Annotated in this window: 18 protein-coding genes and 1 pseudogene; 11 read left to right on the top strand and 8 right to left on the bottom strand. The window is 57.3% G+C overall.

Features of this window, described 5'->3' with window-relative positions; genetic code table 11:
- Window positions 1-41: 41 nt before the first annotated feature.
- Window positions 42-2,024, bottom strand: coding sequence for a hypothetical protein (locus LAO21_11880; GenBank protein MBZ5553413.1), 1,983 nt, complete (start codon window positions 2,022-2,024; stop codon window positions 42-44).
- Window positions 2,025-2,482: 458 nt separating this feature from the next.
- Between LAO21_11880 and LAO21_11885 the strand changes: the two genes are divergently transcribed.
- Entirely contained in the window at window positions 2,483-3,889 is a 1,407-nt protein-coding gene (locus tag LAO21_11885; protein MBZ5553414.1) for an aspartate kinase, read from the top strand.
- Between the two features lie 94 nt (window positions 3,890-3,983).
- Here LAO21_11885 and LAO21_11890 read toward each other — a convergent pair whose 3' ends face one another.
- The 3 genes from LAO21_11890 to LAO21_11900 form a co-directional block, all read right to left on the bottom strand.
- Entirely contained in the window at window positions 3,984-5,300 is a 1,317-nt protein-coding gene (locus LAO21_11890) for an amidohydrolase (protein MBZ5553415.1), read from the bottom strand.
- Window positions 5,301-5,538: 238 nt separating this feature from the next.
- The gene (locus tag LAO21_11895; protein ID MBZ5553416.1) at window positions 5,539-6,609 is read right to left on the bottom strand and encodes a DUF2891 domain-containing protein; all 1,071 of its coding nucleotides are present in this window, start codon (window positions 6,607-6,609) and stop codon (window positions 5,539-5,541) included.
- 232 nt (window positions 6,610-6,841) lie between these two features.
- On the bottom strand, window positions 6,842-7,270 hold the full coding sequence (locus tag LAO21_11900) for an arsenate reductase ArsC (GenBank protein MBZ5553417.1): 429 nt from the start codon (window positions 7,268-7,270) through the stop codon (window positions 6,842-6,844).
- A 595-nt stretch (window positions 7,271-7,865) separates the two neighbouring features.
- Here LAO21_11900 and LAO21_11905 point away from each other — a divergent pair.
- From LAO21_11905 to LAO21_11950, 10 genes and pseudogenes are all read left to right on the top strand, one after another.
- Window positions 7,866-8,120, top strand: coding sequence for a winged helix-turn-helix domain-containing protein (locus LAO21_11905; protein ID MBZ5553418.1), 255 nt, complete (start codon window positions 7,866-7,868; stop codon window positions 8,118-8,120).
- Between the two features lie 727 nt (window positions 8,121-8,847).
- Window positions 8,848-10,116: an efflux RND transporter periplasmic adaptor subunit gene (locus LAO21_11910; protein MBZ5553419.1), complete on the top strand. Its 1,269-nt coding sequence runs from the start codon at window positions 8,848-8,850 to the stop codon at window positions 10,114-10,116.
- A pseudogene (locus LAO21_11915) lies at window positions 10,116-12,153 on the top strand (efflux RND transporter permease subunit). Before LAO21_11910 ends, LAO21_11915 begins: the two are co-directional and overlap by 1 nt.
- Window positions 12,154-12,795: 642 nt before the next feature.
- The gene (gene pstS / locus LAO21_11920) at window positions 12,796-13,794 is read left to right on the top strand and encodes a phosphate ABC transporter substrate-binding protein PstS (GenBank protein ID MBZ5553420.1); all 999 of its coding nucleotides are present in this window, start codon (window positions 12,796-12,798) and stop codon (window positions 13,792-13,794) included.
- Between the two features lie 234 nt (window positions 13,795-14,028).
- On the top strand, window positions 14,029-14,937 hold the full coding sequence (gene pstC / locus LAO21_11925; GenBank protein MBZ5553421.1) for a phosphate ABC transporter permease subunit PstC: 909 nt from the start codon (window positions 14,029-14,031) through the stop codon (window positions 14,935-14,937).
- 117 nt (window positions 14,938-15,054) lie between these two features.
- On the top strand, window positions 15,055-15,888 hold the full coding sequence (pstA, locus tag LAO21_11930; GenBank protein ID MBZ5553422.1) for a phosphate ABC transporter permease PstA: 834 nt from the start codon (window positions 15,055-15,057) through the stop codon (window positions 15,886-15,888).
- 194 nt (window positions 15,889-16,082) lie between these two features.
- The gene (gene pstB, locus LAO21_11935; protein MBZ5553423.1) at window positions 16,083-16,934 is read left to right on the top strand and encodes a phosphate ABC transporter ATP-binding protein PstB; all 852 of its coding nucleotides are present in this window, start codon (window positions 16,083-16,085) and stop codon (window positions 16,932-16,934) included.
- 42 nt (window positions 16,935-16,976) lie between these two features.
- Complete coding sequence (locus tag LAO21_11940) at window positions 16,977-17,159, top strand: hypothetical protein (protein MBZ5553424.1); 183 nt, start codon at window positions 16,977-16,979, stop codon at window positions 17,157-17,159.
- Window positions 17,160-17,205: 46 nt separating this feature from the next.
- A complete protein-coding gene (gene phoU / locus LAO21_11945) occupies window positions 17,206-17,880 on the top strand; it encodes a phosphate signaling complex protein PhoU (GenBank protein ID MBZ5553425.1) in 675 nt (224 codons plus the stop codon).
- A 2-nt stretch (window positions 17,881-17,882) separates the two neighbouring features.
- Complete coding sequence (locus tag LAO21_11950; GenBank protein ID MBZ5553426.1) at window positions 17,883-19,193, top strand: serine/threonine-protein phosphatase; 1,311 nt, start codon at window positions 17,883-17,885, stop codon at window positions 19,191-19,193.
- 95 nt (window positions 19,194-19,288) lie between these two features.
- Here LAO21_11950 and LAO21_11955 read toward each other — a convergent pair whose 3' ends face one another.
- From LAO21_11955 to pbpC, 4 genes are all read right to left on the bottom strand, one after another.
- Complete coding sequence (locus LAO21_11955; GenBank protein MBZ5553427.1) at window positions 19,289-20,836, bottom strand: alkaline phosphatase family protein; 1,548 nt, start codon at window positions 20,834-20,836, stop codon at window positions 19,289-19,291.
- 219 nt (window positions 20,837-21,055) lie between these two features.
- Window positions 21,056-21,607: a GNAT family N-acetyltransferase gene (locus LAO21_11960; protein MBZ5553428.1), complete on the bottom strand. Its 552-nt coding sequence runs from the start codon at window positions 21,605-21,607 to the stop codon at window positions 21,056-21,058.
- A 180-nt stretch (window positions 21,608-21,787) separates the two neighbouring features.
- Window positions 21,788-22,534 carry a DUF5995 family protein gene (locus LAO21_11965; GenBank protein MBZ5553429.1) on the bottom strand — a complete coding sequence of 249 codons (747 nt, stop codon included), beginning with the start codon at window positions 22,532-22,534 and terminating at the stop codon, window positions 21,788-21,790.
- Between the two features lie 51 nt (window positions 22,535-22,585).
- Window positions 22,586-24,715, bottom strand: coding sequence for a penicillin-binding protein 1C (gene pbpC, locus LAO21_11970; GenBank protein MBZ5553430.1), 2,130 nt, complete (start codon window positions 24,713-24,715; stop codon window positions 22,586-22,588).
- Between the last annotated feature and the right edge of the window lie 23 nt (window positions 24,716-24,738).

Here is a 24,738-nt window from a genome sequence, read left to right on the forward strand (position 1 = left end):
ACCAATTACAGACGGTGTCTGTGTGGTGATTCTGCGCCCATTTACCTGACCGATTCACCGCTCAACGCCTTCTTCGTGGCCGCCAGGAGCGCTTCGGGACCCACGGGGGCGCCAGTGGCTTTCCTCATCCAGAGATCCGGCGCAATGCTTCCGATGGTTGCCATCCGTTCAAATTCCGCTCCCAGGTTTCCCGCCTTTTCCATCTGCTCTTCGATCTGAAACGAGATCATATGCCCCATGGGATAATCCGGAAGATAGAGAAAGGAATCGATCATGTGTGAATAGACACCGAGCAAGACCATATCGCGCGTCTTGAAGACGGGAGCGTAGTACAGATTCCAGGTGTCCTTTGCAATCTGCACCGTGGCTTGTTTCAACTGCTCGGGGGTGGCCTGGGGATGGTCGTACATCCAGTGCCAAACGGCCATGTCCACCAGTGCGACGCCGGCGATCTCATAAGTTCCCCAGAAATCATCCAACGTTTTCATCGCCTGACTCTTCGCGTCGGGATTGGCCAGCCCCAGCAGTTCCAGATCATGTCCCTGGAACACAAAAGCCAGTGCCTCCGTGAAGGCGGTATTCGGCACCCCCTGAAGCAAGTAATGGTCAATGTTGTTCATGGAGAAGGTCTGTTCGATGTTGTGTCCCATCTCATGAACCGCGATGTTATACCCCTTGTAATTCATTCCGGATTTCTCAACCCGGGTGCGCAGGTGCGCTTTTTCCGAGCGCATTCCGGCGCCCATGGCGTGGCCTGACCCGCGTGCCGGATCAACGATGATATTGTTGGCCAGATATCCGGCCCGATCCTTCGAAAACCCGAGTTTCATCAAGAGGTTTGGGATGTCCTTCTGGTAGGCCTCCGCCGTGGGATACTTGCGGGCCACGATCTCGTCCAGCTGGGCCTCCGTGTAAGCGCCCCGAGGCCGGAAACCGTTGTACCAGATGTCGAAGGGTTCCAGCGGCCTGCCGAGCCGGGACTCGATCAGTTTTGCCACCTGAGCCACAAGCGGTGACGAAACCACCTGCTCCAGCATGGCTTTCACGCGGGGCTCGGGGATTTCCCGGTTTTCGTCGAAGCGCCGTGCAATCAGGGTAGGCGCGGTCGGCGAATACGGATCGACTTTACGGGAGGCCTGAAACGTCAGCAGCAGCTTGGCATAGCGAGTGTCGGGTTCGGGTATGCTGGAGGGGACGCCCGATCCGATCCGTGATTTCTCATCCGCCGGTGTCACCACATTCGAGGAAGGATTCCAGTCCACGTGGGGATTATTGACGACGCTTTCCGGGATTGTCTGCGTCACGATCCGTTCCATGACCTGTTGAATCATCCTTTGCCTGGCAAGGCCCGATTTCGCATCGCTGTAATCGGCCTTGATTTCGTCGCGCAGATTCCAATGAGAGAGCAGGCGCAGGTCGGCCGGAAAGAGGCGCGGGCCGCCACCCTCGACAACATGCCCCATCCAGATGTTGTATTCGGAAACGTAGCGGGCGGCTTCTGCTTCCGCTTGCGCCAGGGCCAGATTCACCTCGGCGGGAACCCGCTTTGAAAATCTCTGGGCAAGCCGTGCCTCCGCCCATTCGCGCCGCGACCAGTGTTCGCCTTCGCGGAGGCGCTGGTCGAGCGTCGTCAACGGGAAATTGAGCAGGATGGTAAAGGGGAGCTTGTTCTGAAAAAAATCATCGGTCAGGTGGGCCGAGGGATCGTAGCCTCCAAAGACCTGATCGAAGGGATAGAGCGTCCCGATGTCCAGATCGATGGGGGTCCGAAACTCGCGGTTGATCTCGTGCATGTGTCCGTCGAGTTGCTCCAGGTTATGTTCGAAGCGATTGAACATAGCGTCGCGAGTGGCTGCATCGGCCGCAAAATTTGACCGCACAAAATCCTCGAACGCGGCCGCGTCACCGTCCCCGGCGCGCCAGAAATCAGACACCTGTTGCAGGCCACGTAGAAGCCTCGCCCGCTCTCCCTCTCCATATTTTGCAGTCAGTTCTTTCTCGAGCTTTGAAACGGAATTCTTCATCCAGGGCTCCTGTCGGGTGAGCGGGTCGGTGGTTGCGCTTGTTGGATCTTCAATGGATCGATCCCGGGAGTTTAGAGACAAGGGTGATGCGATGAGTAGCAGAATGGCTGCACCTAGAATGAAACCTGTTTGAGCACGCATAGTGAAATCCCCAATGGCAAATGAATGCATTCTGTAAAGGTCGTGACCGTGGGTCATGAGAAGATATCCCGCGATGGGGCCACCGCTCTCATTCTTTCCGGATCAGAGCCAGAAGGTTGGCCCTCCTTCCTTCGAGCACTTCTCCACCGAGTACTGCCTCGATGGAAGGCCCCATGCTCGGGAGGAGTAGAGCCGACCTATTCTAAAGGTTTCCCATTGCAAAATGCCAACTTTTAGGCTGAGAATGGTTTTGATTACTCCTTCTTTACTGAATTGATAAAACCCATTCCTGGAGGCGTTGCTTGAACACACTGGTCATGAAATTCGGCGGGACCTCAGTCGGTAATGCCGACGCGATACGCCATGTCGGCCGCATCGTTCGCGGCGTGCAGGCCGATTGGCCGCGGGTGGTCGTCGTTGTTTCGGCCATGAGCAAGGTCACCGACATGCTCCTCAAGGGCGCGCACACGGCGGCGGAAGGCGATGGAGAGACGTTTAAGGCACTGGCTGGAGAGTTGCGCGGAAGACATTATGACACACTCAATCACCTGGCGAAGGATCTGAGATCTCCGGTCCGCTGGGACGAGGTTCGCGTGTGGATCGATTCTCTCGTCGAGGAATTCGAAACCCTCTGCCATGCCGTCTATGTCCTGGGAGAGGCCTCCGCCCGGGCGCTCGATGCGATCTCCTCGCTGGGGGAGCGGATGAGCATTCATCTGGTGGCGTCCTATTTGCGGGAGGCGGGGATCCCTGCCGAACCGATCGAAGCGACCGAGCTCATCATGACGGACACGAATTTCCAATCCGCAAACCCGATCTCCGAACTTACGCGATCACGCACTCAGGCCAGGTTGTTCCCGCTCCTTGAAAGAGGCGTTGTCCCCGTGGTGACGGGTTTCATCGGGGCGACGGCGCAAGGTGTCGTCACCACGCTCGGGCGCGGCGGAAGCGATTTCAGCGCGGCGTTGCTGGGGGTGGCGCTCGATGCCCGTGAGGTCTGGATCTGGACGGATGTCGACGGGGTGATGACCGCCGATCCGCGGATCGTTTCAGCCGCGCGAACATTGCCTGAAATCACTTTCCGGGAGATCTCCGAGTTGGCGTACTATGGCGCCAAGGTACTGCACCCCAAGACGATCCGTCCGGTAATCGAACGCGACATCGCCCTGTGGGTGAAAAACACCTTCAACCCCTCGAGCGCCGGCACTCGCGTCGTCTCCGACGAGACGGCGCCGCATGGCACCATCCGGGCGGTGACGGCGATCCGGGGACAGACGATGCTGACCGTCGAAGGGCGCGGCATGCTCGGCGTGCCTGGCGTGGCCGCACGCACTTTCAGTGCCGTCGCCCGCACCCACACCAGTGTTTCCCTCATCACGCAGGCGTCCTCAGAACAAAGCATCTGCTTTATCGTCCCTTCGCCCGCCGCCTCCCTCGTCATGGATGCTCTCAAGGACGAATTTCGCCGCGAGCTGGAGCAGCAGAATATTGACCGGATCTGGGCGATGGAAAACGTGGTCATCATCACGGTGGTCGGGGCGGGGATGCGGCACACCCCGGGCATTGCGGGTCAGATTTTTAGTTCGCTGGGGAAAGATCGGATCAACGTCGTGGCCATTGCGCAAGGATCCTCGGAATGCAGCGTCAGTATGATTGTTGACACTGAGGATGCTGAGAAAGCGGTCCGGGAGATTCACAAGCTGATCGAGATGCGGGAAGCCTGAAATGGGGGCTTGATCCACCGCTGAGACGCGGAACGGAAGAGGGATACGAATCAGCAGGTGTTCCTTCGGCGTTTGCTGCGCCTTGTCGGTCAGGCTATGGTTCTAACTTCTTCATCAGCTCAAGCACTGCCGCCGTCATGGCCTTGACCCCGGTCCGAATGGTGGGCTCGGGTAGAGGCGCAAACAGGCTGGAGTGGAGGGAGGGGAGCGGCGTGCCCGTCCGCCTGCTCTGGGCGACTCTCTCAGGATCAACGGCTCCCAGCGTAAACATGCAGGTGGGAATCTGACGCCCTTCCAGCCCGAAGCGTCCGAAATCCTCACTGGCCATGATGGGAGCCAGCTTCACCACGTTCTCCGAACCCAGAACCTTTCTGAACGTCTCCGCCAGCCGCTCCGTCAAGGCAGGATCGTTGTACGTCGCCGGCGTTACCTCGGTATCGCTGACCATCACCTCGGGGGCCCGGTCTTCGGGGATTCCCGCCGCGGCCGCGATCCCCTTGGTGATGCGTCGGAGGGAAGCCAGAATGTGTTGACGGACCTCTTCCTTGTAGGTACGGACGGTCAACTGCAGGCGGACTTCATCGGGAATGATGTTGTGCTTTGTCCCCCCATGGATCGAACCGATCGTGACGACAGCCGGATCGAACGGCGAATCCTCTCGGCTGACAATCGTCTGGAGGGCCAGGATGACCTGGGCCGCCACGACAATCGGGTCTTTTGTGGTCTCCGGTGCTGATCCATGTCCACCCAAGCCATGGATAATAATGTCCACCGAGGTCGAACTGGCCAGCGCGTAACCCGGAGTAAAACCCACCTTCCCCGCCTCTAAACTCCCCGAGTCGTGAAGGGCCACCGCGAAGTCGGGCCTGGAAAACCGGGAATACAGCCCGTCATTGAGCATGGCCAAAGCCCCATCGATGGCTTCTTCCGCCGGCTGTCCAATCAGCATCAGCGTTCCGTGCCATTGATCCTTGATCTCCGCCAGCATTTTGGCGGTCCCCAGAAGCGAAGTCATGTGGATGTCGTGCCCGCAGGCGTGCATGACGCTGACGTCCTGGCCCGCGTCGTTCTTGGTCCTCACCTTGCTCGCGTAGGGCAGGCCGGTTTTTTCCTCGACGGGAAGGGCGTCCAACTCCGTCCGCACAAGGACCGTAGGTCCGGGACCATTTTTCATGACCGCGACTAACCCGTACCCGATTCGATCCGGGCTACTATATTTCCCCACACGGTCGGTGACTGTGTAACCGTAGGACTTCAGCTCCCTGGCCATGAACGCCGAGGTCTTCTCTTCCTGGTGGGACAGTTCGGGAGATTCGTGAAGCGTCTTGTACGTGGCGACGAGCGCTGAGAGGTTGCGGTCAATCAGGGAATCCAGCGAGGGTTGGGCCTGAAGCCCACTCGTCAAGAGCATTCCGCAAAACAAGGCGCACACAAAGAGTTTGAATTTCATTAAGGACTCCTCAGGAGATGGAAAATATTGACGCATGACAACGTCTCACGAAGTAGTAAGCTTGGGTAGCCGTGATCCCGCTTCTTGGGATCACGGGTTTTTCCTTGCCGATCGCAGAAGTCTGAGGAGGGTCTGGGGCTTCCCACTCAGCAGGCTTTCCTGTCACTCATCTCCTCATCCTCAGCAAGCCGGGGCTGTCCTAATGGCCCAAACGGGGGGACGGGGTTGAAAGCATAAAAACGGCGAAGGACGCCAGCCAGTGTTCACCGGCATAATCGCCGCTGGCGACATGAGCCAGCGCATCCTGGGCGTGGCGGTGTGCCGACTCCGACAGAACCCTGCGGGCCGGGTCCGTCACCGGCAACGCAGAGGCGATGTTGCGCATGCACCAGGCCCGGCTGAGATTGAGTCCATCCAGATGTACGAGCTTGGGATCGGTGCGATCCGTGACCATGGCCGGGCTCAACAATCCCTTAGGTTCCCCCCGTGCCACCCCGGGCAGGAATCGGTGGAACCACTTTTGAAACTCGACCGGGTTCATGACTCGCCGCATCAGGTCCGCCTCCATCAGTGCCGGGGAAAAGAAGTCTTCGCCTCCCGGTTCCCACGCCGCGGGATAATTCATGTCCGCCCCGAAATAGGTCCTGCTTCGCTCTGCAATCATCTCCTCCAGCTTTTGGTCGCCTTCCTTCTTAGCGTAGTCCAGGGCAAATGCCAATCCGAACGCGGTGTTGGGATGAACGCCCGTGCGAATCGGATAGGTTTGTTTGGGCAGAAAGCTGGTGTATCGCTTCGCGAGGGCCTCGGCGAGGGGATGCAGGTTTCGGGACCACTGTTTCCCGTCCGGATCATTCCAATCGTGAAGCTCTTCGGCCAGTTTCAGAAGCCATGCCCATCCATAGGTCCGCTCAAAGGATTGCCGGTTGGGTTGGTCCAGATAGGCCGTTTCCACCAGGAGGTATTCCGCAGTGAGATTCTGATTCAATGCCGTCCGAATCTCGCTCGCCTCCGGCAAGTTCGGAAATAGACGGAGCAGGTGGACCAGCATCCAGTGCCCATGAACCGAGGAATGCCAGTCAAAGCATCCATAGAACGCAGGATGAAGCGCGCGGGGATTTCGCACTTCGGAAGTGTCATTGATGACATGATCCGGCTTGTTGGGATACTCCTTGGTAACGCATTTGAGCGCGAGCTTGGCAAAATGCGAGGCCTCGGTCGGGTTGAGCGAGAGAGGAACCGCCTTCGTACCCTGCTTTGTAGTTTGGGTCATGGCAAGGATGGGGAGGAACAAAAGTAAGATGAGAGTCCACGGATGGAATTTTATTTTGAAATCAGTCCTCGGCAATTATTTCTCCCTCATCAGCGAGAGTCACTCATATCTCAAGGAAAATTCGGCGGGAGGAAAAACAGGGACGGAGTATACGCCTCTCCACCGAGTCGGGCAAGCCAGCGATGGCGTCATGATTTGAGCCCGGCTGGCCCGTGCGCCCCGGATTGTTTGCTTAAGCAGAATCTCTGTCTGAGATGTTTAAGGCCAGGAATGAGCACACCCGGGCAAAGACTTCGTCGCGAACTTTTCGAAAGGCATTTAACCTCTCGTCCTCTTTTTCCTTTACCACCACGGGATCGGCGATCGACCAGTGAAGACGTTGTCGTCCTCCCGGAAAAACAGGGCAGATTTCGTCCGCCTCGTCGCACAAGGTAATGACATAGTCAAACGGCTGATCCAGAAATTGGTCTATGGATTTAGACTGCTGCGCGGAGATATCAATGCCTAATTCTGCCATAACGCGGACAGCGGCAGAATGAACACCCATGGGAAGAGTTCCCGCACTGAGGACTTCGACCTCGTCTCCGCCCACATGCCGCAGGATGCCTTCAGCGATCTGACTTCGCGCGGAATTGCTGGTACACAGGAATAGAATTCTCATCAGGCTCGTGCCAGCTCAAAAATCACAGGGTCAACGCACATTCGGCTTGGCGGTCGACCGTGACAGCCCACAAGGATTATCTTTTCAACGTAATAGAGCACTAAATCGCCCTTTTGCCTCCGGCTGAAATCTCTCATGATGCCCTGTAAGTGATCCTGGCCTTCTGTTGACCCCCGACAGGTTTATTCCGGGATCTAACCTGCGGTTTAAGAGCACCACCCCCGACTTTCCAGGACAGTTTTAACCGAAGCTATAAATACTTGTCATCAAAGTTTAACATCTCGCGGCGACAATCCAAACTGATAAAGATCCCGGCGTTGCCACATGACCACGATGAGGTCCCCACATGGTGATCATTCTTCTTCTCCTAGGCATGATCGTTCTGGCGTTCCTACTGTATTGGATGCTCATGGGGACGGTGCTCAACCCAGGATGGGTCTTCTTCCTCAATCTCATGAACAATTTTCTCGAGGATTAGTGGCGGGATCGGAGAACGTAAACTCAATCAGCGAGATTCCCTGGCGTGCATGGGTCCAAGATGAAATCGACCGTCACCTTGCCGCGAAGGTTGAACTTGAAACGAAGGGCTGTTCACATGGATATCAGAGGCCAAATCGTCGATACCGCACGAAGAATTGCCATCATTCTTAATAACCAGGGGGCTCAGACACTCCCGCAGCTGAGGAAACAGCTGAGTGAGTCCAATGATGTGGTGCACCTGGCTCTCGGATGGCTCGCCCGGGACGACAAGATTGAGATTCGACGTGATCTCACAGGATGCTTCATACGATCGAAGTCCCGGGACTACAACTCCCCTCTCTCTTCATCCGCCCGGATCAAGACCATCTGAGCGAATAACTGGACCGATCAATTCCGCTTCCGCCGATGGGCCATTTTTCTTCAATCTCGGTACCAGGGCCCGCGTGCCGGAGTTGGTTGAGGCTGGAACGCCGGTCTCTGACAACCCCCCCATCGCCGCTCGGTTCAAGGCAAGAATCAAATTGACTCCAATTATCACCGTAGGAATAAGATGCGGATATAGTTTAAATATGGTTGTAAGACGCCAGTGAGCGTAGGCAGGGTGGCAGCGGGCGCATTTTTGTGCCCCCGGCATGGTAGTCCCAATTGGAGGGGCCCATTCAAGGCCCTCCACGAAAGGCAATCCAGGTCGCGTATGATCGAAATTCTTTCTCGCACTCACGATGTCACAGGAGACTATTGGCTCTTCCTGGAGCCGGAGACTCCTCCCCAGAAAATCATTCCAACAATCTCACACCAACATCTCAGGCCGCCTCCTTCGGTTAAGGCTCGCCTCATTTCTCGGTCACCGTCCTGAGAAATGGCGATCCGTGTGGTCCGATGGAATAAGTCCGCAAGGGGCTGAGACGGCATTTAAGCCATTGCAAAAAAGAGAGCGCGCTCTATTCGCTCCAAGTGTTGATGACCAGGACACTTCTGGAATTCTCAGCGGGGGTAGGTGTTTGCCAGAGTCCAGACAGAAGTCGACGACGGGCACGGGAGCCGTGGACCGTCTTTTAGGGAGTCCTCTTGAATTCAAATCCTGAGCAGGTGAATAGATGAAAACACAATTCAAGGATGTGCTGCGACGGGGATTCACACCCAAGTGGCGGATGTTTTCTCTCGGAGCGGCGTTGGTCACAGGGGTGATGTTCAACGGCTGTACCGGATCCAATAGAGCGGCGACGGACGTTGATTCTTCGACCACCGCGCCGACCGTGGGCGTCTCCAAAGTGGATCGAGAGGACCTCTCGCGCAACCTCGTGCTGGCCGCTGAGTTTCACCCGTTTCAGGAAATTGAAGTCCACGCCAAAGTGGCGGGCTTCGTGAAAGCCATGTACGTGGATGTCGGCGACCACGTCAAGGAGGGCCAACTCCTGGCTCTGATCGAGATCCCGGAACTCCAGGACGAGGTCATCCAGGCCGAAGCGGGTGTGAGGCGAAGCGCTGAAGAGATTCATCGAGCGCAGGAGGAACTGACCCGATCCCAATCCGCCCACGAGGTATCGCACCTCGCCTACCAACGACTGGCGGAAGTAACCAAGACTCAACCCCATCTGGTGGCACAGCAGGATATCGACGACTCGCTGGGTCGCGATCGAGTGGCCGAGGCGCAAGTGGCCGCCGCCCGGGCCGCGCTGGCGGCGGCTCAACAACAGCTCGAAATGTCGAAAGCAAACCAGAAGAGGCTTCAAACCCTCCTCGGGTATGCTCGAATCACGGCCCCTTTCACCGGAGTGGTGACTCAGCGTTACGCCGACACGGGAGCCTTGATTCAAGCCGGCACCTCCTCTCACACGCAGGCCATGCCGCTGATCAGGCTTTCGCAGAATGATTCGCTGCGGCTCATCATTCCCGTTCCGGAGTCCGTCGTCCCCCGCATCCACATCGGCAGCCCGGTGCAAGTGCAGGTGGCCGTGGTGGGAAAGACATTCCAGGGGACCGTTGCGCGTTTTACCGACAAACTGGATCTTGCCACGCGCACCATGGAAACCGAAGTCGACGTCTCAAATCCCAAGCTCGAACTCGTCCCGGGCATGTATGCCAATGCCTCCATCGTACTCGATCAGAAGCATGGCGTTCTCGCCGTCCCGGTCCAGGCGTTAAACCGGCATGGAGAGCAAGCCACTGTGTTCCGCGTAAACCCGCAGAATCAGATCGAAGAAGTCTCCGTGGCCCTTGGTCTGGAGAGCCCCAACAAAGCGGAGGTTCTGGGAGGTCTGAAGGAAGGGGACCTCGTGGTCGTGAGCGGTCGGAGCCAGCTCCGTCCCGGTGAAAACGTCAGACCCAAAGTCATTGAACTCCCGGTGGGCGAGGGGAAATCCTGATGTCCCGTTGGGCAATTCACAATCCTTATTTCATTATTGTCTCGTGTCTCATCGTCCTCGTGGTTGGCGTGACCAGTGTGGGCCGCATGCCGGTAGACCTGTTTCCAAGGATTAACATCCCCCAAGTGGTGGTCGCGACCTTTTATAACGGGATGCCGCCGGAGGACGTGGAGACCGAGATCACCGGCCGATTTGAGCGCTTCTTCACTCTCGGCAGCGGCATCGAACACATCGAGTCCCGCTCGCTGCCCGGCGTCAGTATCATCCAGATTTACTTTCAGCCTGGAACCAATGCGGATTCGGATGTCACCATGATTTCGAATCTGGCCATGGCGAATTTGCGGCGCCTTCCTCCAGGCACCCTGCCTCCCGTGGTTTTGAAGTTCGGCGGATCCAGCCTTCCCGTCTGCCTGGTGACCCTGAAGGGGGAAGGTCTCAGTGAGACGGCGCTGCGCGACCTGGGACAATTTGCAGTCCGAAATCAGCTGGCGACGGTCCGTGGCGCATCGGTTCCCCCGCCCTTTGGTGGGAAATACCGTCAGATCATGGTCTATGCCGACCCGTTGAGACTGGGGCCTTATCACCTCAGCCTGATGGATGTCGTCCGGGCTGTCAACGAATCCAATCTCATTCTCCCCGCCGGCGATGCCAAAATCGGACCTTATGATTACAACATTTACACCAATAGCCAGATTCACAATGTGGCGGAGATCAATGATATCCCGGTAAAGACCCGGGGACAGCGTTCCGTGACGGTAGGCGATCTTGGAGGGGCGGCCGACGCACACCAGATACAGACCAACATCGTCCGGGTGGACGGACAACGCTCGGTCTATCTCCCCATCTTGAAACAGGGCGGGGGCACCAACACCATCGCGGTGGTGGATGGAATCAAGTCCGTCATTTCCCGTCTCAGCGATATTCCGAGGCAACTCATGGCCCGGGTGGTCTTTGACCAGTCGTCGTTTGTCAAGGCCGCCATTCATGCGGTGGTGTTTGCGGCGGCCATTGGTCTCTTCCTGACCTGTGTTCTGATTCTCGTTTTCCTGGCCAGCCTGCGTGCCACGGTCGCGGTGTTTCTCTCGGTACCCCTTTCCATCCTGGCGACCTCCATCCCTCTCTATTTCGGCGGGAGTTCCGTGAACACGATGATTCTCGGCGGGATGGCGCTGGCCTTCTCCCGCCTGATCTACAATGCGGTCGTCGTGCTCGAAAACATCTTCCGCCATCTCGAAAAGGGCGAGTCGTCGAAAGAGGCGGCTGAGAAGGGCGGCAAGGAGGTGGCGCTGCCGGTGCTGGCGGCCACGCTTGCCACTGCCGTTGTATTTTTTCCGGTGACCTTCCTCTATGGGGTCAGCCGGTTTCTCTTTTCGGCCCTGGCATTGGCGGTGGTCCTGGCTTTGATCGCTTCGTACGTGGTTGCTATGACCATCGTTCCCTTGTTCTGCGCCAAATTGATCGGCCCCCTTCCCCGGAGAACCGATGAGACGGGCGGCGCCGGTGAAGCTCCACCGCTGCTCGCGAAAACACCGCCACGGAAATCGTTCAGCCACCGGTTCAATCAGATTTTCAACCGCTCGCTCGACAGGTATGAAAAGCTCCTCCGGAAGGCGTTGAATAAACCTGTGCCGGTCGTTGCAGCCGTGATGGGAATCTTCATTTTGAGCTTGGGGCTCTATCCATGGCTGGGTGTGGCCTTCTTTCCGAGAACCGATGCCGGCCAGTTTGTCATTAACTTAAAGGCTCCCTCGGGAACGCGCATTGAGGGGACCGATCAACTCGTGAAGCGGGTGGAATCCCTGGTCCGTGACGTCGTGTCACCCCGCGACCATTCAGGTGAGCCTGACTGCCGAACACGGCATTGGAAGCTACGATTACATGGACCGGCTGAGGCATCGCTTGGCGCTTGAACTTCCCGACGTGAGCGCCTTTCTCCAGTCGGGGGGATTACAGGATGCCGTGCTCAACCGGGGGCTCCCCGCCCCCATCGATATACAGAACGCGGTATTGAATTATGAGCTGGGCTCATTGCCCTAACCTTGGGGCGGCCAACTTTCCACCGGGCCCAGATCACTTGAGTTGGTTTCTCTGCGCTGCCCTCCTTTGGCCTGAATCAAACCTCCCTTTTCGAAGTGGATGCGCGCTCTGGTGTCAACGAATCCGTCTTTTCGAGTCCATGTCCCTTCCCCGCTGAGAGCGTGCCACCCCCATTTTCTCTTTTGACGCCTTGATTCTCCCGGCCCGCTTGTGACACCCTGCGACTCCTCCCCCCCATCTTCGAGGCGATTCGCTCCCAAGCGCTCCCTTCAGAGTTTTTAACACAATCATCATGTTGGTTTAATGTTCCCTTAATGTGAATCTTCGATGATGTCATCCTCTTAAAAGATTAGGAACATCTCGAGGAATGAAGGCGTGGATTCAACGGATGAACCCCGAGGAAACCGCTCATCACTGAATACTCTTTCTTGACTCGAAGGCCATGGTTCGTTGGAGCCGGGCAGCCCAAGAATGCTCATGCCAGCCTGGGTTATTTCGATCCGCGTTATGTGCCTCCTTGATGAAGCTTAACCGGCGTTTAACGCGGATGTAACCTGATTGTAACAAATGAAACGGTAGACTCAATTCAGCGCAAAGGGAGAAACCATGAAAAACATTGTGTTAGCACTTGGTCTGATCCTCATGCTTATGGGATTGTTGGTTGTAGGGGCGGCACCTGTCCGCGCCCAGGCTCAACTGAACGGCGCCGGGGCCACCTTTCCCTATCCCATTTACTCCAAGTGGTTCGATGAGTACCACAAGCTGCATCCCGATATCCAGATCAACTATCAGTCCATCGGGAGTGGCGGCGGAATTCAACAACTGCTGAAGAGCACGGTGGACTTTGGCGCCAGCGATGGACCGATGACCGATGAACAGTTGGGTCAGGCCAAGATTCCGATCCTGCACTTTCCGACCGTTCTCGGCGCGGACGTGCCCACGTACAATATCCCCGGCGTCACCGCGGAACTGAACTTCACCCCTGATGCGTTGGCGGGTATTTTCCTGGGCCGCATCACCAAGTGGAATGACCCCGCCATTACACGCGACAACCCCAACGTGAAACTCCCGAATCAGGACATCATCGTGGTCCACCGGTCGGATGGCAGTGGAACCACTTACATCTGGACGGACTTTCTCTCCAAGGTCAGCACGGAGTGGCAGACCAAGGTGGGGAAAGGAACTTCGGTCAATTGGCCCGTGGGCCTGGGCGGAAAAGGAAATGAAGGGGTCACGGGGGTCGTGAAACAAACCACCGGGGCGATGGGTTATGTCGAACTGATTTACGCCATCCAGAACAAGCTGCCCTACGGAAAGGTGAGGAATGCGGCGGGAGTCTTTGTCAAGGCCGATCTGAATTCGGTGACCGAAGCCGCCCAGGGAGCAGCTGCCAACATGCCGGATGATTTCCGGGTTTCCATCACCAACGCCCCCGGGAAAGGCAGCTACCCCATTTCGAGCTTCACGTGGCTGCTGGTGCCCCAACAGATTGCCGCTGCCAATAAGGGGAAAGTGCTCGTCGATTTCCTGAAGTGGATGGTGGGAGATGGCCAGAAATTCACAACGGCACTGGCGTATGCCCCTCTTCCGAAGGCCGTCGTCGCCAAGGAAGAGAAAGCCATCACCAGGATTAAGTATTGATCCGGGAGAACAGGTGAGAATCTCCAGGGAGTGGTTCCGGCATTATCCAATGAACTCCTGTGTGCAGGTGAATGCCCGCGGGGCTGGGTGCAAGGTTCCAGCCCCATTTTTTCAGGCGAGTTTTGGAAATCACTGACCTCCATGAATGAACAGTTGGTAAGCGAGCCTCCGGAGATCGCGGCCCTCTCAGCCCCTCCATCCCTGTTTTCACGTTCGTGGACCCAGCGCTTCCGGATGGGAGATCTGGTTGCCCGCGGGATCACTTTCCTGGCCGCCCTCTCGGTTCTCGTGATCACGGGGGCTCTGGCGTGGGAACTGTACAAGGGCTCGGTGCCGAGCCTCAATGCATTCGGCTGGAGTTTTGTTACCCAGAAGACCTGGGATCCAGTCTTCTTATCCTTCGGCTCCATCACCTTTATGTTTGGAACCCTCGTCACTTCCGTGATTGCGCTTCTGGTGGCGGTGCCGGTCGGGATTGGGGCGGCGATTTTTCTAGCCGAACTGGCGCCCCGGGCCATTTCTTCGGCTCTGACCTTCGTGATCGAGTTATTGGCGGCAGTTCCGAGCGTCATTTACGGCCTGCTGGGAATCTTCGTCCTGGTTCCGTTCATGCGCGAGCATGGCGGAGCTTGGTTGAAAGCAGCCCTGGGGTTCCTTCCGATTTTTTCGGGACCCAACTACGGGGTGGGTGTGCTCACGGCTGGAATCGTGTTGGCCGTGATGATCGTTCCTTTCATTATTTCGATCTCCCGGGAAGTGCTCCTGGCCGTTCCTCGCGAGCAGCGCGAGGCGTCCATGGCGTTGGGGGCGACGCACTGGGAGACCACGTGGCATGTCGCCCTGGTCTACGCGCGATCGGGGATTTTTGGATCCATTTTTCTGGCGCTGGCTCGCTCCCTCGGCGAGACGATGGCGGTGACGATGGTAATCGGGAACACGCCACAGATCTCTGCCTCGCTCTTCGCGCCCGGGTACACCATGGCCGCGGTCATTGCCAACGAGTTCACGGAGGCGACCGGGGATCTTTATTTGAGCGCCCTGGTGGAGATCGGGCTGCTGCTCTTTGTGATGACCATGATCATCAACGCCCTGGCGCGACTGTTGCTCTGGAGCACGGTGCGCAAACAGGGAGCGGCGGCATGAGCCGGAGCTTCGATGTGGAGCCGACGTCCCCGTCGGCTGCGGTCATGAATCATAGTTCGACCGGGGTCTTAATCCTGCAAGGGAGGCAGACGAGGACGTCTGCCCCACGAGAGTCGAATGCGTAGAAAGATCACCAATTACCTGGTTTTCTCCCTGACATCGCTCTGTGCGCTGCTGGCGGTTTCCGTCCTGCTGTTTATTCTCGGTTACCTCCTTTGGCACGGGGGGAGGTCCATCAATTGGGCATTCCTGACCCAGCTTCCCAAACCGGTGGGTGAATCCGGTGGTGGAATTTCCAACGCGATTGTCGGGTCGTGCAAGATCATCCTGATTGCCGCCCTGTTCGGAGTTCCCCTTGGATTTCTGGGAGCCCTCTACCTTGTGGAGTATGGCGGAACGAGGTTCAATTTTGGCGTCCGCTATGCCACCGACCTGCTCAACGGTGTTCCTTCGATCGTCATTGGCATCTTTGCCTACACCCTGATCGTGCTTCGGACGAGACATTTCTCGGCCTGGGCGGGGGGATTCGCGTTGGGGATCATGATGATTCCCACGGCGCTGCGAAGCACGGAGGAATTCCTGCGCCTGGTCCCCCGGGAACTGAGAGAGGCGGCCTACGCGCTGGGGGCCCCGCAATGGAAGGTGATTGTAACGGTCGTGATCCCGGTCGCTATGCGCGGGATCCTGACGGGGATTATGTTGTCGGTGGCCCGGATCGCGGGCGAGACCGCCCCGCTGCTCTTTACCTCCTTCGGGAACCGGTTTTGGTCGCACGGCTTGAATGAGCCGACGGCCTCGTTGCCCGTGATGATCTTCACTTACGCCGTCGGGCCCTATGACGACTGGCACCAACAGGCCTGGGCCGCCGGATTGATCCTGTTGTTGGGCGTCCTGCTGACCAATATTGTGGTGCGGGTATTTTTGCGAGATTCGGGACACGCTTATTTATAGCCCGCTGCCGGGTCCCGCCGGCCAATGTGGTGGTGGCGGTATTTTACCGACCCCGGATTGTGGGACCTGGGAACGGCTGATCATTACTACCCGCGGAGAAGGATCGTTTCATGAGCACTCCGGAGAATCTCGATGAACAGGAAAGCAGGATTCCTCAGATGAGGTTTGATCGGATGGAAGTCGAAGAGGAAGAGATGTCCCCATCGAATACAGAAAACGGACAGACGCCGGCCATCACCTTGCTTAGAACGGAACTTCCCCCGGGGACCTCGCCCAACCGCACCTTGCAGGCGGTGAAAGTATCCGCGGAGCACCTCAACTTCTTCTATGGACAGAAGCAGGCGCTGGAGGACATCTGCATTCAGATCCGGGAGCAGTGCGTCACTGCCTTCATTGGTCCCTCGGGCTGCGGCAAATCGACCTTTCTGCGGACGATGAATCGGATGAACGACCTGATCCCGGGCGCAAGGGTGGACGGGACGGTGCTCATTGATGGACGGGATATTTATGCCCGCCAGGCAGACCCCATCGAGCTGCGCCGCCGCGTGGGAATGATCTTTCAAAAATCCAACCCCTTTCCCAAATCCATTTATGAGAACGTGGCCTACGGACTTCGCATCAACAGACTGGCACACTCCAAGAAGGCCCTGGACGAAGTGGTGGAACGAACCCTCCGCGGAGCGGCGTTGTGGGATGAGGTGAAAGACTCACTCCATAAATCCGCTCTGGCTCTTTCCGGGGGACAGCAGCAGCGGCTGTGCATCGCACGCGCCCTGGCCATCGAGCCGGAGATCCTGCTGATGGACGAACCCGCCTCCGCGCTCGATCCGATCTCCACTGCCAAGATCGAAGAACTGATCTTTGAACTGAAGAAACAATACACGATCGTCATCGTCACACACAACATGCAGCAGGCTGCTCGCGTCAGTGATTTTACCGGCTTCTTTCTCATTGGAAGATTGATGGAATTCGGCGACACCCGAAGAATCTTCACGAACCCGGTCAAAAAGGAGACAGAGGATTACATCACGGGTCGTTTCGGTTAAAATGAGGCCTCCGAATCATGCCGACGACCCGGAGAATGTCCGATGAAACCATGGATGCGCGCTTCATTGTTTTGCTGTTTGGTGAGTTTATGTGCCTCGTTCACCCTGGGGGCGGAGGAGGGACCGGCTGTCAAGGAATTCAAGATGACGGCGAAGAAGTATGAATTCACACCCAACGAAATCCGGGTCAAACAAGGAGACACGGTTAAAAGGAATGGGAGCTAACGCGATCCTGACACCTAACACCTAATACCTAACACCTGATTTCCCCATGCATCGACACTTTGAAGAAGATCTTTCCGAATTGAAACAGAAGCTGCTCGCCATGGGCTCACTGGTGGAGCGGGCCTTGCACCAGGCCATCAAGGCGCTGGTGGAGCGTGATGCCCAGTTGGGACTTCAAGTCTTTGAAGGCGAAGAGGCCATCAACATGCTCCAGATTGAGATCGACGACCGGGCCATGCGTCTGCTGGCGTTGCAGCAGCCCATGGCGACGGACCTGCGCCTCATTGCCTCGGCGGTCAAGATCAACAACGACCTCGAACGCATCGGCGATCTCTGTGTCAACATAGCGCAGCGAGTGCTTTCGCTGATCAATCAGCCGCCCATTTCCCCGATGATCGATCTGCCAAGAATGGCAGCGCTGGCCGAAAAGATGCTGCACGACGGCTTGGACGCCTTTGTCAACCGCAATGCCGACCTCGCCCGCAATGTCCTTGAAAGCGATGACAAGGTCGACCGCCTGAGGGATGATATTTTCCAGGAACTGGTTCGGTTCATGACCTCGCATCCCGATGCGGTTCAGCGCGGTATTGACCTGCTGCTGATCTCCCGGAATATCGAACGCGTCGCGGACCATGCCACCAATGTCGCGGAAGACGTGATCTACGTCGTGGCGGGCAGGGACGTCCGCCACCACATCGAAGAAACGATCCGCCCCAATTGACCTTGCCCCTCGCGAAAGCAGGAGACCGGCTCCATGTTCGAGACCCACTGATCTTCTCCCCCCACAACAGCGACGCCCACCCTCCGGACGCCACACTTGGCCGCTGCGGGTCATGGCATTTAACCGTCGATCTCCCGGCTCGAACCGATGAAAGGATCAACCGAGGTGTCCTGATGCTGGAAAGAAGGATTTACGACCTGATCGAAGAAGCCTCCACGGGAGAGCACAGCGGAAGCTTTGGGGTCCATTTGCTGGACAGGCTGTATTCCACTTTCGCAGAGGACCTCGGAATCTCCTCGTGTGAACTCTGGCAACGGCTGAAGGGCGAAACTCGTCGGGTGAGCGCGCGAGGAGAAGCGCTCTCCCCGGAGTTTTCCCACGGGCTGCAGGCCCTATCGCGTCGACATAAGAAATCAAATCCATTCTGGCACCCCGGGAACGAGATCCACCTTCCGGTCGCCGTGGTGATGTTCGGGAGAAAACAGAAGTCATTCCTGACGTTTTACTTCCGCCCGGCGGTGCTCGAGACCGACCGCGAAAGAATTGAGGAGACGATCCTCCTCATCACCCGCCTGGTCACCATGTTCGTCCAAAAGCATGAGGAGAGAAACCAGTTGCATGAGATCCTCTCTCTTTCCAGGCATCAACAGCAACGATTGCTGTCCCAGAGTCAACCGTTTTTTGCCGGATATGAAATGCTGGCTCACTCGGACCCGTCCGAGATTGTGGGCGGGGATTACTACAACTTGGAGCTGTTGTCGCCGGAGGTCCTGGCTGTCACCATCGCGGATGCGAAGGGGAAGGGTTTCATCGCCGCCGTCCAAATCACGGCGCTGCATCGCTGTGTGCGCCTGGTTAATCGTGAACCGCTGAAACTCACGGCAAAGATGGGGAGGTTAAATCAAGCATTTAACGACGAAGGGGACGACCGGGATCTGATCTCTGCGGTTTTGTGCGAGCTCCATCAGGATGGCCGGTTCCTGTATGTCAACGCGTCGCATCCCTATCCTTTGCTGCGGCGCGGGCATGAATTGATCGAACTGGACGAGGGCGGCCTGTTTGTCGGCCTTCAACCCGAAGCGAAATACCGTTTTGGAATGGTGGAGATGGCGCGTGGCGACCTGCTCTGCCTTTATACGGACGGGATCTCCGAATCGGAAAGCGGAGAACAGGACCACCTCCCTCAGATGAAGGACTTGCTCATTCAGGAGGGCGAACGGCCACTGCGAGAACTGGCTGAGTCAATTTTGAGCCTCACCAGCAGTCGGGAAAACCGGGATGACCGCACCCTCTTGATGATCCGCCGACTGTAATCGAAGGTCCACGGGGTTTTCCTTTTGGGTCCCGTGAAACGGACCCGGCCTGCTCCGCCTGACGCAGAGCAGGCCGGGTCATTCTTATTTATGCACTAGAGTTCGCGGTCAGATTTCTTGTTTGATGGCTGCCCCGTGGAGGTATCGAGGAAGAGACGATCCGAACGACCTCCTTTGAAATCAAAAAGATTCAACAACGAGCCGGCCTTTTCATCAAACGATTGACCGCCGATCCGGCCAAGCCCCCAGTTGTCTTCGATAAAACGCAGGATGGAGCTTTGATCACTCACCGAATGGTCGACAAAGTTCTCTTTGGAGAAAGGTGATATGACCAGCAAGGGCAGCCGGGGTCCGTAACCACACCGGCCCTGAAGAGACCCCGCGGCCGCCGTTCCACAGGATCCAGGTCCCGTAAGGGCATCCAGGCTGGTGCTCGACTGACTGACGATGGGCGGCATCACATGGTCATACCACCCGTCCGAGTCATCATAGGCGATAACGACTGCCGTGCTCTCCCATTCGCGCAGTGTCTGCAGGCGATTGACGGTGTCGACGAGGAAGGCTTGCTCGGCGACCGGGTCGGAGTATCCCGCATGACCATCCTGAAATGCGCGTGCCTTGAGGAAGCTGACCGCGGGAAGGTGGCCTGAATGTGCCGCACTCCAAAAGTCGATCAAATCGTATTGGTGATTCGCTTGATCCGTTTTGCCGATCATATCGACCGCGCTGGGCGACAGATGGTGTGGATTGGCCGTAGAGACATAGTATTGGAACGGTTCGTGATGGGGGATGTAGTCCTTGGTACTCAGTCCAGTGCTGCCGGTATGGGCCGTGCCACAGACCGCGGTTCCATTGACCACCGAACTCGGACGAAACCCTCCTTGGAACCAGCCCCAGGTCACGCCGGCCGTATTCAATAAATCGCCGACGTTGGTCCCAGTCATCCCCAACACTTCTCGGGTGGAGCAATCGTCGAAACGTGGCTGAGGATCGCCAATCACCGCAGACGCAATGGAGTCCTGGCCGAAGGGCGTCGTGAGATTACTAACATCCGCACCCGAAGTCTGTCCCGAAACCAGGTTCAGGGCACCCGGAGAGGAAGGGCCGAAGACCGTTCCAAAATGGTTGTCACTCATCGCGAAATGCTGCGCATAGTTCCAGAGCGCCGTGACGGTATTTCCATCGAAGTAACCCATCACCTGGTGGGGATTGCACCCGGGGCCACTGTTGCCCGCAAATTCCACAAACTTGTCGAGGAGCCCGGCGTGATAGGCCTTCTGCTCGTCCGTGTAGCCGTGATCCTGATCGCAAGTCGCTGCCTGGCTGCGGTCGAGCCGAAAGGGATTTGCGGAGTTCGTGTTATTGGTCAATAAGTCCGCCGGAAGCCCATCCACCGAGGGTGTTCCCGGCCGGGCCTTAAACGTCGGCTCTCCGACCGGATTCGTCGCCATGGGGTAGGTGGCAAAGTAGTGATCGAACGAAACGTTCTCCTGAAAGATGACGATGACATGCTTAATGGGAGTCGTGGTCCGGGGCTCAGAGTCTTCGCACCGTATTGCGGACCCACCTAAAGAGATGATCGACAATGCAAGAACCAGTGATGTCTTTCCAACGAGGGACTTGAAATTCATTCTTCGAAACATACGGTTTCCTCCCTTGGCTTCGATAGCCAGGATTCATCCGGCGAAGGGGATCTTCGCCGGGTCAATGGATTTGAAGGCTAACGGGCGGAGTCTAAGGGAAGAGTGTTTAAGGAATGTGAGGGGGGTGTTAAGTTTGTATTAAGCCCGACCAACTTAGGGCCCTGGAAAGTATTCCAGGAGCGGGGTAACAGGCGCGAGGATGAATTTCATTCCCTCCCGTTATCCGGCCATCCCTAAACGTTCACGGGTAATCTCAAAGCGGATAACTCGTTCTTCGGACCCTTTTCCGGTAGGCACAAAACCGTTCTTCTCCAGGACCCGGATGGACAGCAAGAGCTCGGGATAGGTTTCGGCGATGACGCGGTTGACCCGCGGATGATCGAACGCCCACTTCAGCAACCCTCTGACCGCTTCCGTCGCATACCCACGACCCTGGTATGGTTCCATCAAAGAGTAGCCCACCTCAACCGTGCCATCCTGCGAAGGCTTACCCTTGAAGCCGCCGTTGCCGATTGCGGTTCGCTCCCTGGGGTCAGGGGTGCGAAGGACAAAGTACCAGGTGGCCCATCCCACCCCGTCGGGATTCTCAAGCAAGTATCGCAGGGTCCAGTTCATCGATTGGGCATCGTTTAAGGGAGGCGGCCAATCCTCGGAGACGTGGACCCCCAGCCGGCGCGAAAACTCCTCTATGCCCTCCATCTCCGTACGGGCGAGTTCCGCGGTGGCGGCAATCAGATCCATCCTCTCTGTGGATATTATCTTTTCGTCCATGTTTGGTCTCTCCGGTTGCCCCAAGCGACTTTCTTGGTGCGCGGGAGTTCGGAAGGGCCACGACTGTTCAGCACGACAACCATCCAGCGACCACACGAAAAAGGATGCGCCCTCGTGTGCGATCCTGGAAGTGCTCAGTGCGCACATTTTCAATGCCCTGAGATTGATCAGTTTCCCGGGCTATTTGAGGATGTCGATGATTTGGGTTACGCTGCGTCTCTCGCCAAGCCGGATGACACGGAGCACGGTGCTGATCAGAGCTCCCGGATGTCGGATGGCCTGGCCGATCAGGGCCGTCTCAGCGTCAATCAATTCGATCTGGGAGGCCTGATCCGCGTTTGTTAGGGGCGCCAGGCGAACGGCCACTTCCCAGGCATGTTCCCGGGCCTTCTCCATGCTGAAATTAATAATCGCCTCGTCGGTCTTCCCGGCGATCTGGTCTAACAAGCGTAACGTGGGCCACACCGTTTCCAGTTCGCGTTCCACCCCGCTGACCAGGGACGCCAGGATCTGATTGATCTTCCCGAAATCGGTTTTGAGTCCCTGAATTGAATCCCCGGCACAGGTTCTCGCCGCAGCAATCCCCAAGTCGAGATTGATGTGAGCGTTCATTCCCAGGAGCAAATGCTGGAGTACGATGGGCCACCACCCGGAGGAGGTCTCTAAGGCAATCTGCCAGGACCGGGTGGTGTGAGGCCCTTGCCGGCGCTGCTCGAGGGCCTCGAGGTAGCGGTTGGCAAATACAACATCCAGGTGCTCCATCCTCGGCCCGTCTTCAAACAGACCTTCTTCAATGCCATTCTTTACTTGAATCGTCACCCTCCGATAAAGGGCGGCGAAATAACCGAGGCGGCTGCGCTCCTGAGATGAGAAATCGACGATCTCGTCCAGCCGCTGGATGACTTCATCAATTGAGTTTGCGAGAATATCCGTTTCTCCTGCAAAACCGTTCCCTGGCGCCTTGATAAGGGTGGAATCCTAGGGTACGACCGCTCCGCGGACTTCAAAATTGATGGAGTCAAGGATGTGCATCGATCCATCCACTAACGCCAGGGTGTGTTTGCCTGCCCTGGGTGTCCAAGGCAGAGCGGACCCCGCGGACCCGATTTCTTCTCCATCCAGGGACCACAGAAGGCGGTGGTCAGAGGGCCGGGATTCAAAGAGAACCTTCTGCTGTTCCCCCGGAATATCCGGATCCAAGGCAATGATCGTGCCGCCGGCCGGATAAACGATCCGGAAATTCGCGAGCGCCGAAGCTGGCCGGATTTCGAGGGGTTCTGTCCCCTTGAGAAACCATTCGTTGAGGCTTTCGCCGGAATCAGAGATTTCGATTCTCCTGGCGATTACCCCTGCGGGGGGCGCGGGCGGAGAACTCGGCTGATCGCGATGCAGCCAGTTCATGATTTCGACCCACACCGGAGCTGCACCGGTGATTCCGCTCACGTTCCACATGGGCTCCCCCGAAAAATTACCGGCCCAGACGCCGACGGTGTACCGGCTCGAGTACCCCACACACCAGTTGTCGCGCATGTCCTTGCTGGTCCCGGTCTTTACCGCCGTCCAGAACCGGGTGGAAAGCGGGCTCTCCAATTCGAAGGTCTCGGTCCGGCTCGCCCGGTCAGAAAGGATGTCCGCTACGAGAAAAGCGGCACCCCGAGACACAGCGCGGCGGGGAGGGGCTTCCGGGGCCTCGCCGAAAGTCAGACGAAGAGGACTCCACAGGCCGCCGTTCGCCAAGGTTCGATAGGCATTGACGAGATCCCAGAGTGAAATATCCGCGGAGCCCAAAGCCAGGGAAGGGCCATAGAAATCGGCAGGCCGAAGATCCCGAATCCCCAGGTCGCCCAGTCTCCTGACGAAGGCATCAACGCCGACTAGATTGAGGGTTTTCACGGCAGGAATGTTCAAAGAAGATGCCAGCGCGATTCGCGCCGTCACACGGCCGTGAAACCGGTTATCATAATTTTCGGGGCGGTAGATTCCGTTCACGGCAGGGAGATCGAGAGGGCTGTCGTCAATCAAAGAAGCCGGAGTCATCAGCCGCTCTTCAAACGCAAGGCTGTAGAGAAACGGTTTCAAGATGGATCCTGCCTGGCGCCGGGCGCGGGTTCCATCCACATAGCGCGCGCTTGCCAGATTTCCAACGTTTCCCACGTAAGCCAACACCTCGCCCGTCTGGTTGTCGACCACCAGAGCCGCTCCATCGTGCACGTTCTGCTCCCTCACCGAGAGGAGGTGACGCTCGAGGGTTTCAACGGCAAATCGTTGGAGGGTTCCGTCCACAGTGCATACGATCGAATGGGTGGTCTCGGAAGTTGCCTTCGTCTTCCCCGCCTCCAGCAAACGCCAGGCCACATGTGGGGCCAGTGCCATCTCCGGCTGGACAGAGTAAGGCTTTGTTAGAACCTCCCTGGTCTTCGTCTGCACATCCGCAGGATCCAAGTGCAACCCCAGGGCGTCCGAGAGTTGACAAGCGCGCGTTGCAACCTGATCCACGGAGGCATTCGGAGCTCGAAGCAAGGCTGCCATAATGACCGCCTCAGGATTGCTCAATCCGTGAGGTTGCTTATCAAACAGGCCTCGGGAAGCGACGGCGATGCCCTGCAACTCTCCACGAAAGCTGACCAGGTTGAGATAAGCCTCCAGGATCTGTGGCTTCGACCAATACCTCTCCAACTGGCGCGCCGCCTGGATCTGCATCAGCTTCTGCCACAAGGAACGGCGGCCTCTCTGTCGCTGCAGCTCGCGGCTCAACTTCCCGGCAAGCTGCATCGTGATCGTGCTGGCACCCCTCAGATTCTCGGAAGAGAACCCCTTAAGCAACACCCCGCCCATCGCCCTCCAGTCCACCCCTCTGTGTTTAAAGAAATTTCTGTCTTCCGCACGGAGGACGGCGGATTGCAGGGCTGGGGAAATTCCATCCAATGGCACCCAGTCCAGCCGTCTCCGTTGATTGTCGACCCTCAATTCGTGAATGACCTCGAGGTGACGATCCAGGAGGACAGCATCGGAGCGTCGATAATCCTTGCGCACTTCCTCAAAAGGCGGCGGAATGAAAGAAGGGGAAACAACGGAAAAGAGAACAAACGCAAGCAGGCCAGCACCCACGAATAGAGCTGCCACTCCCCAAA

The organism is Terriglobia bacterium, from assembly GCA_020073085.1.
Lineage (GTDB): Bacteria > Acidobacteriota > Terriglobia > JAIQFV01 > JAIQFV01 > JAIQFV01.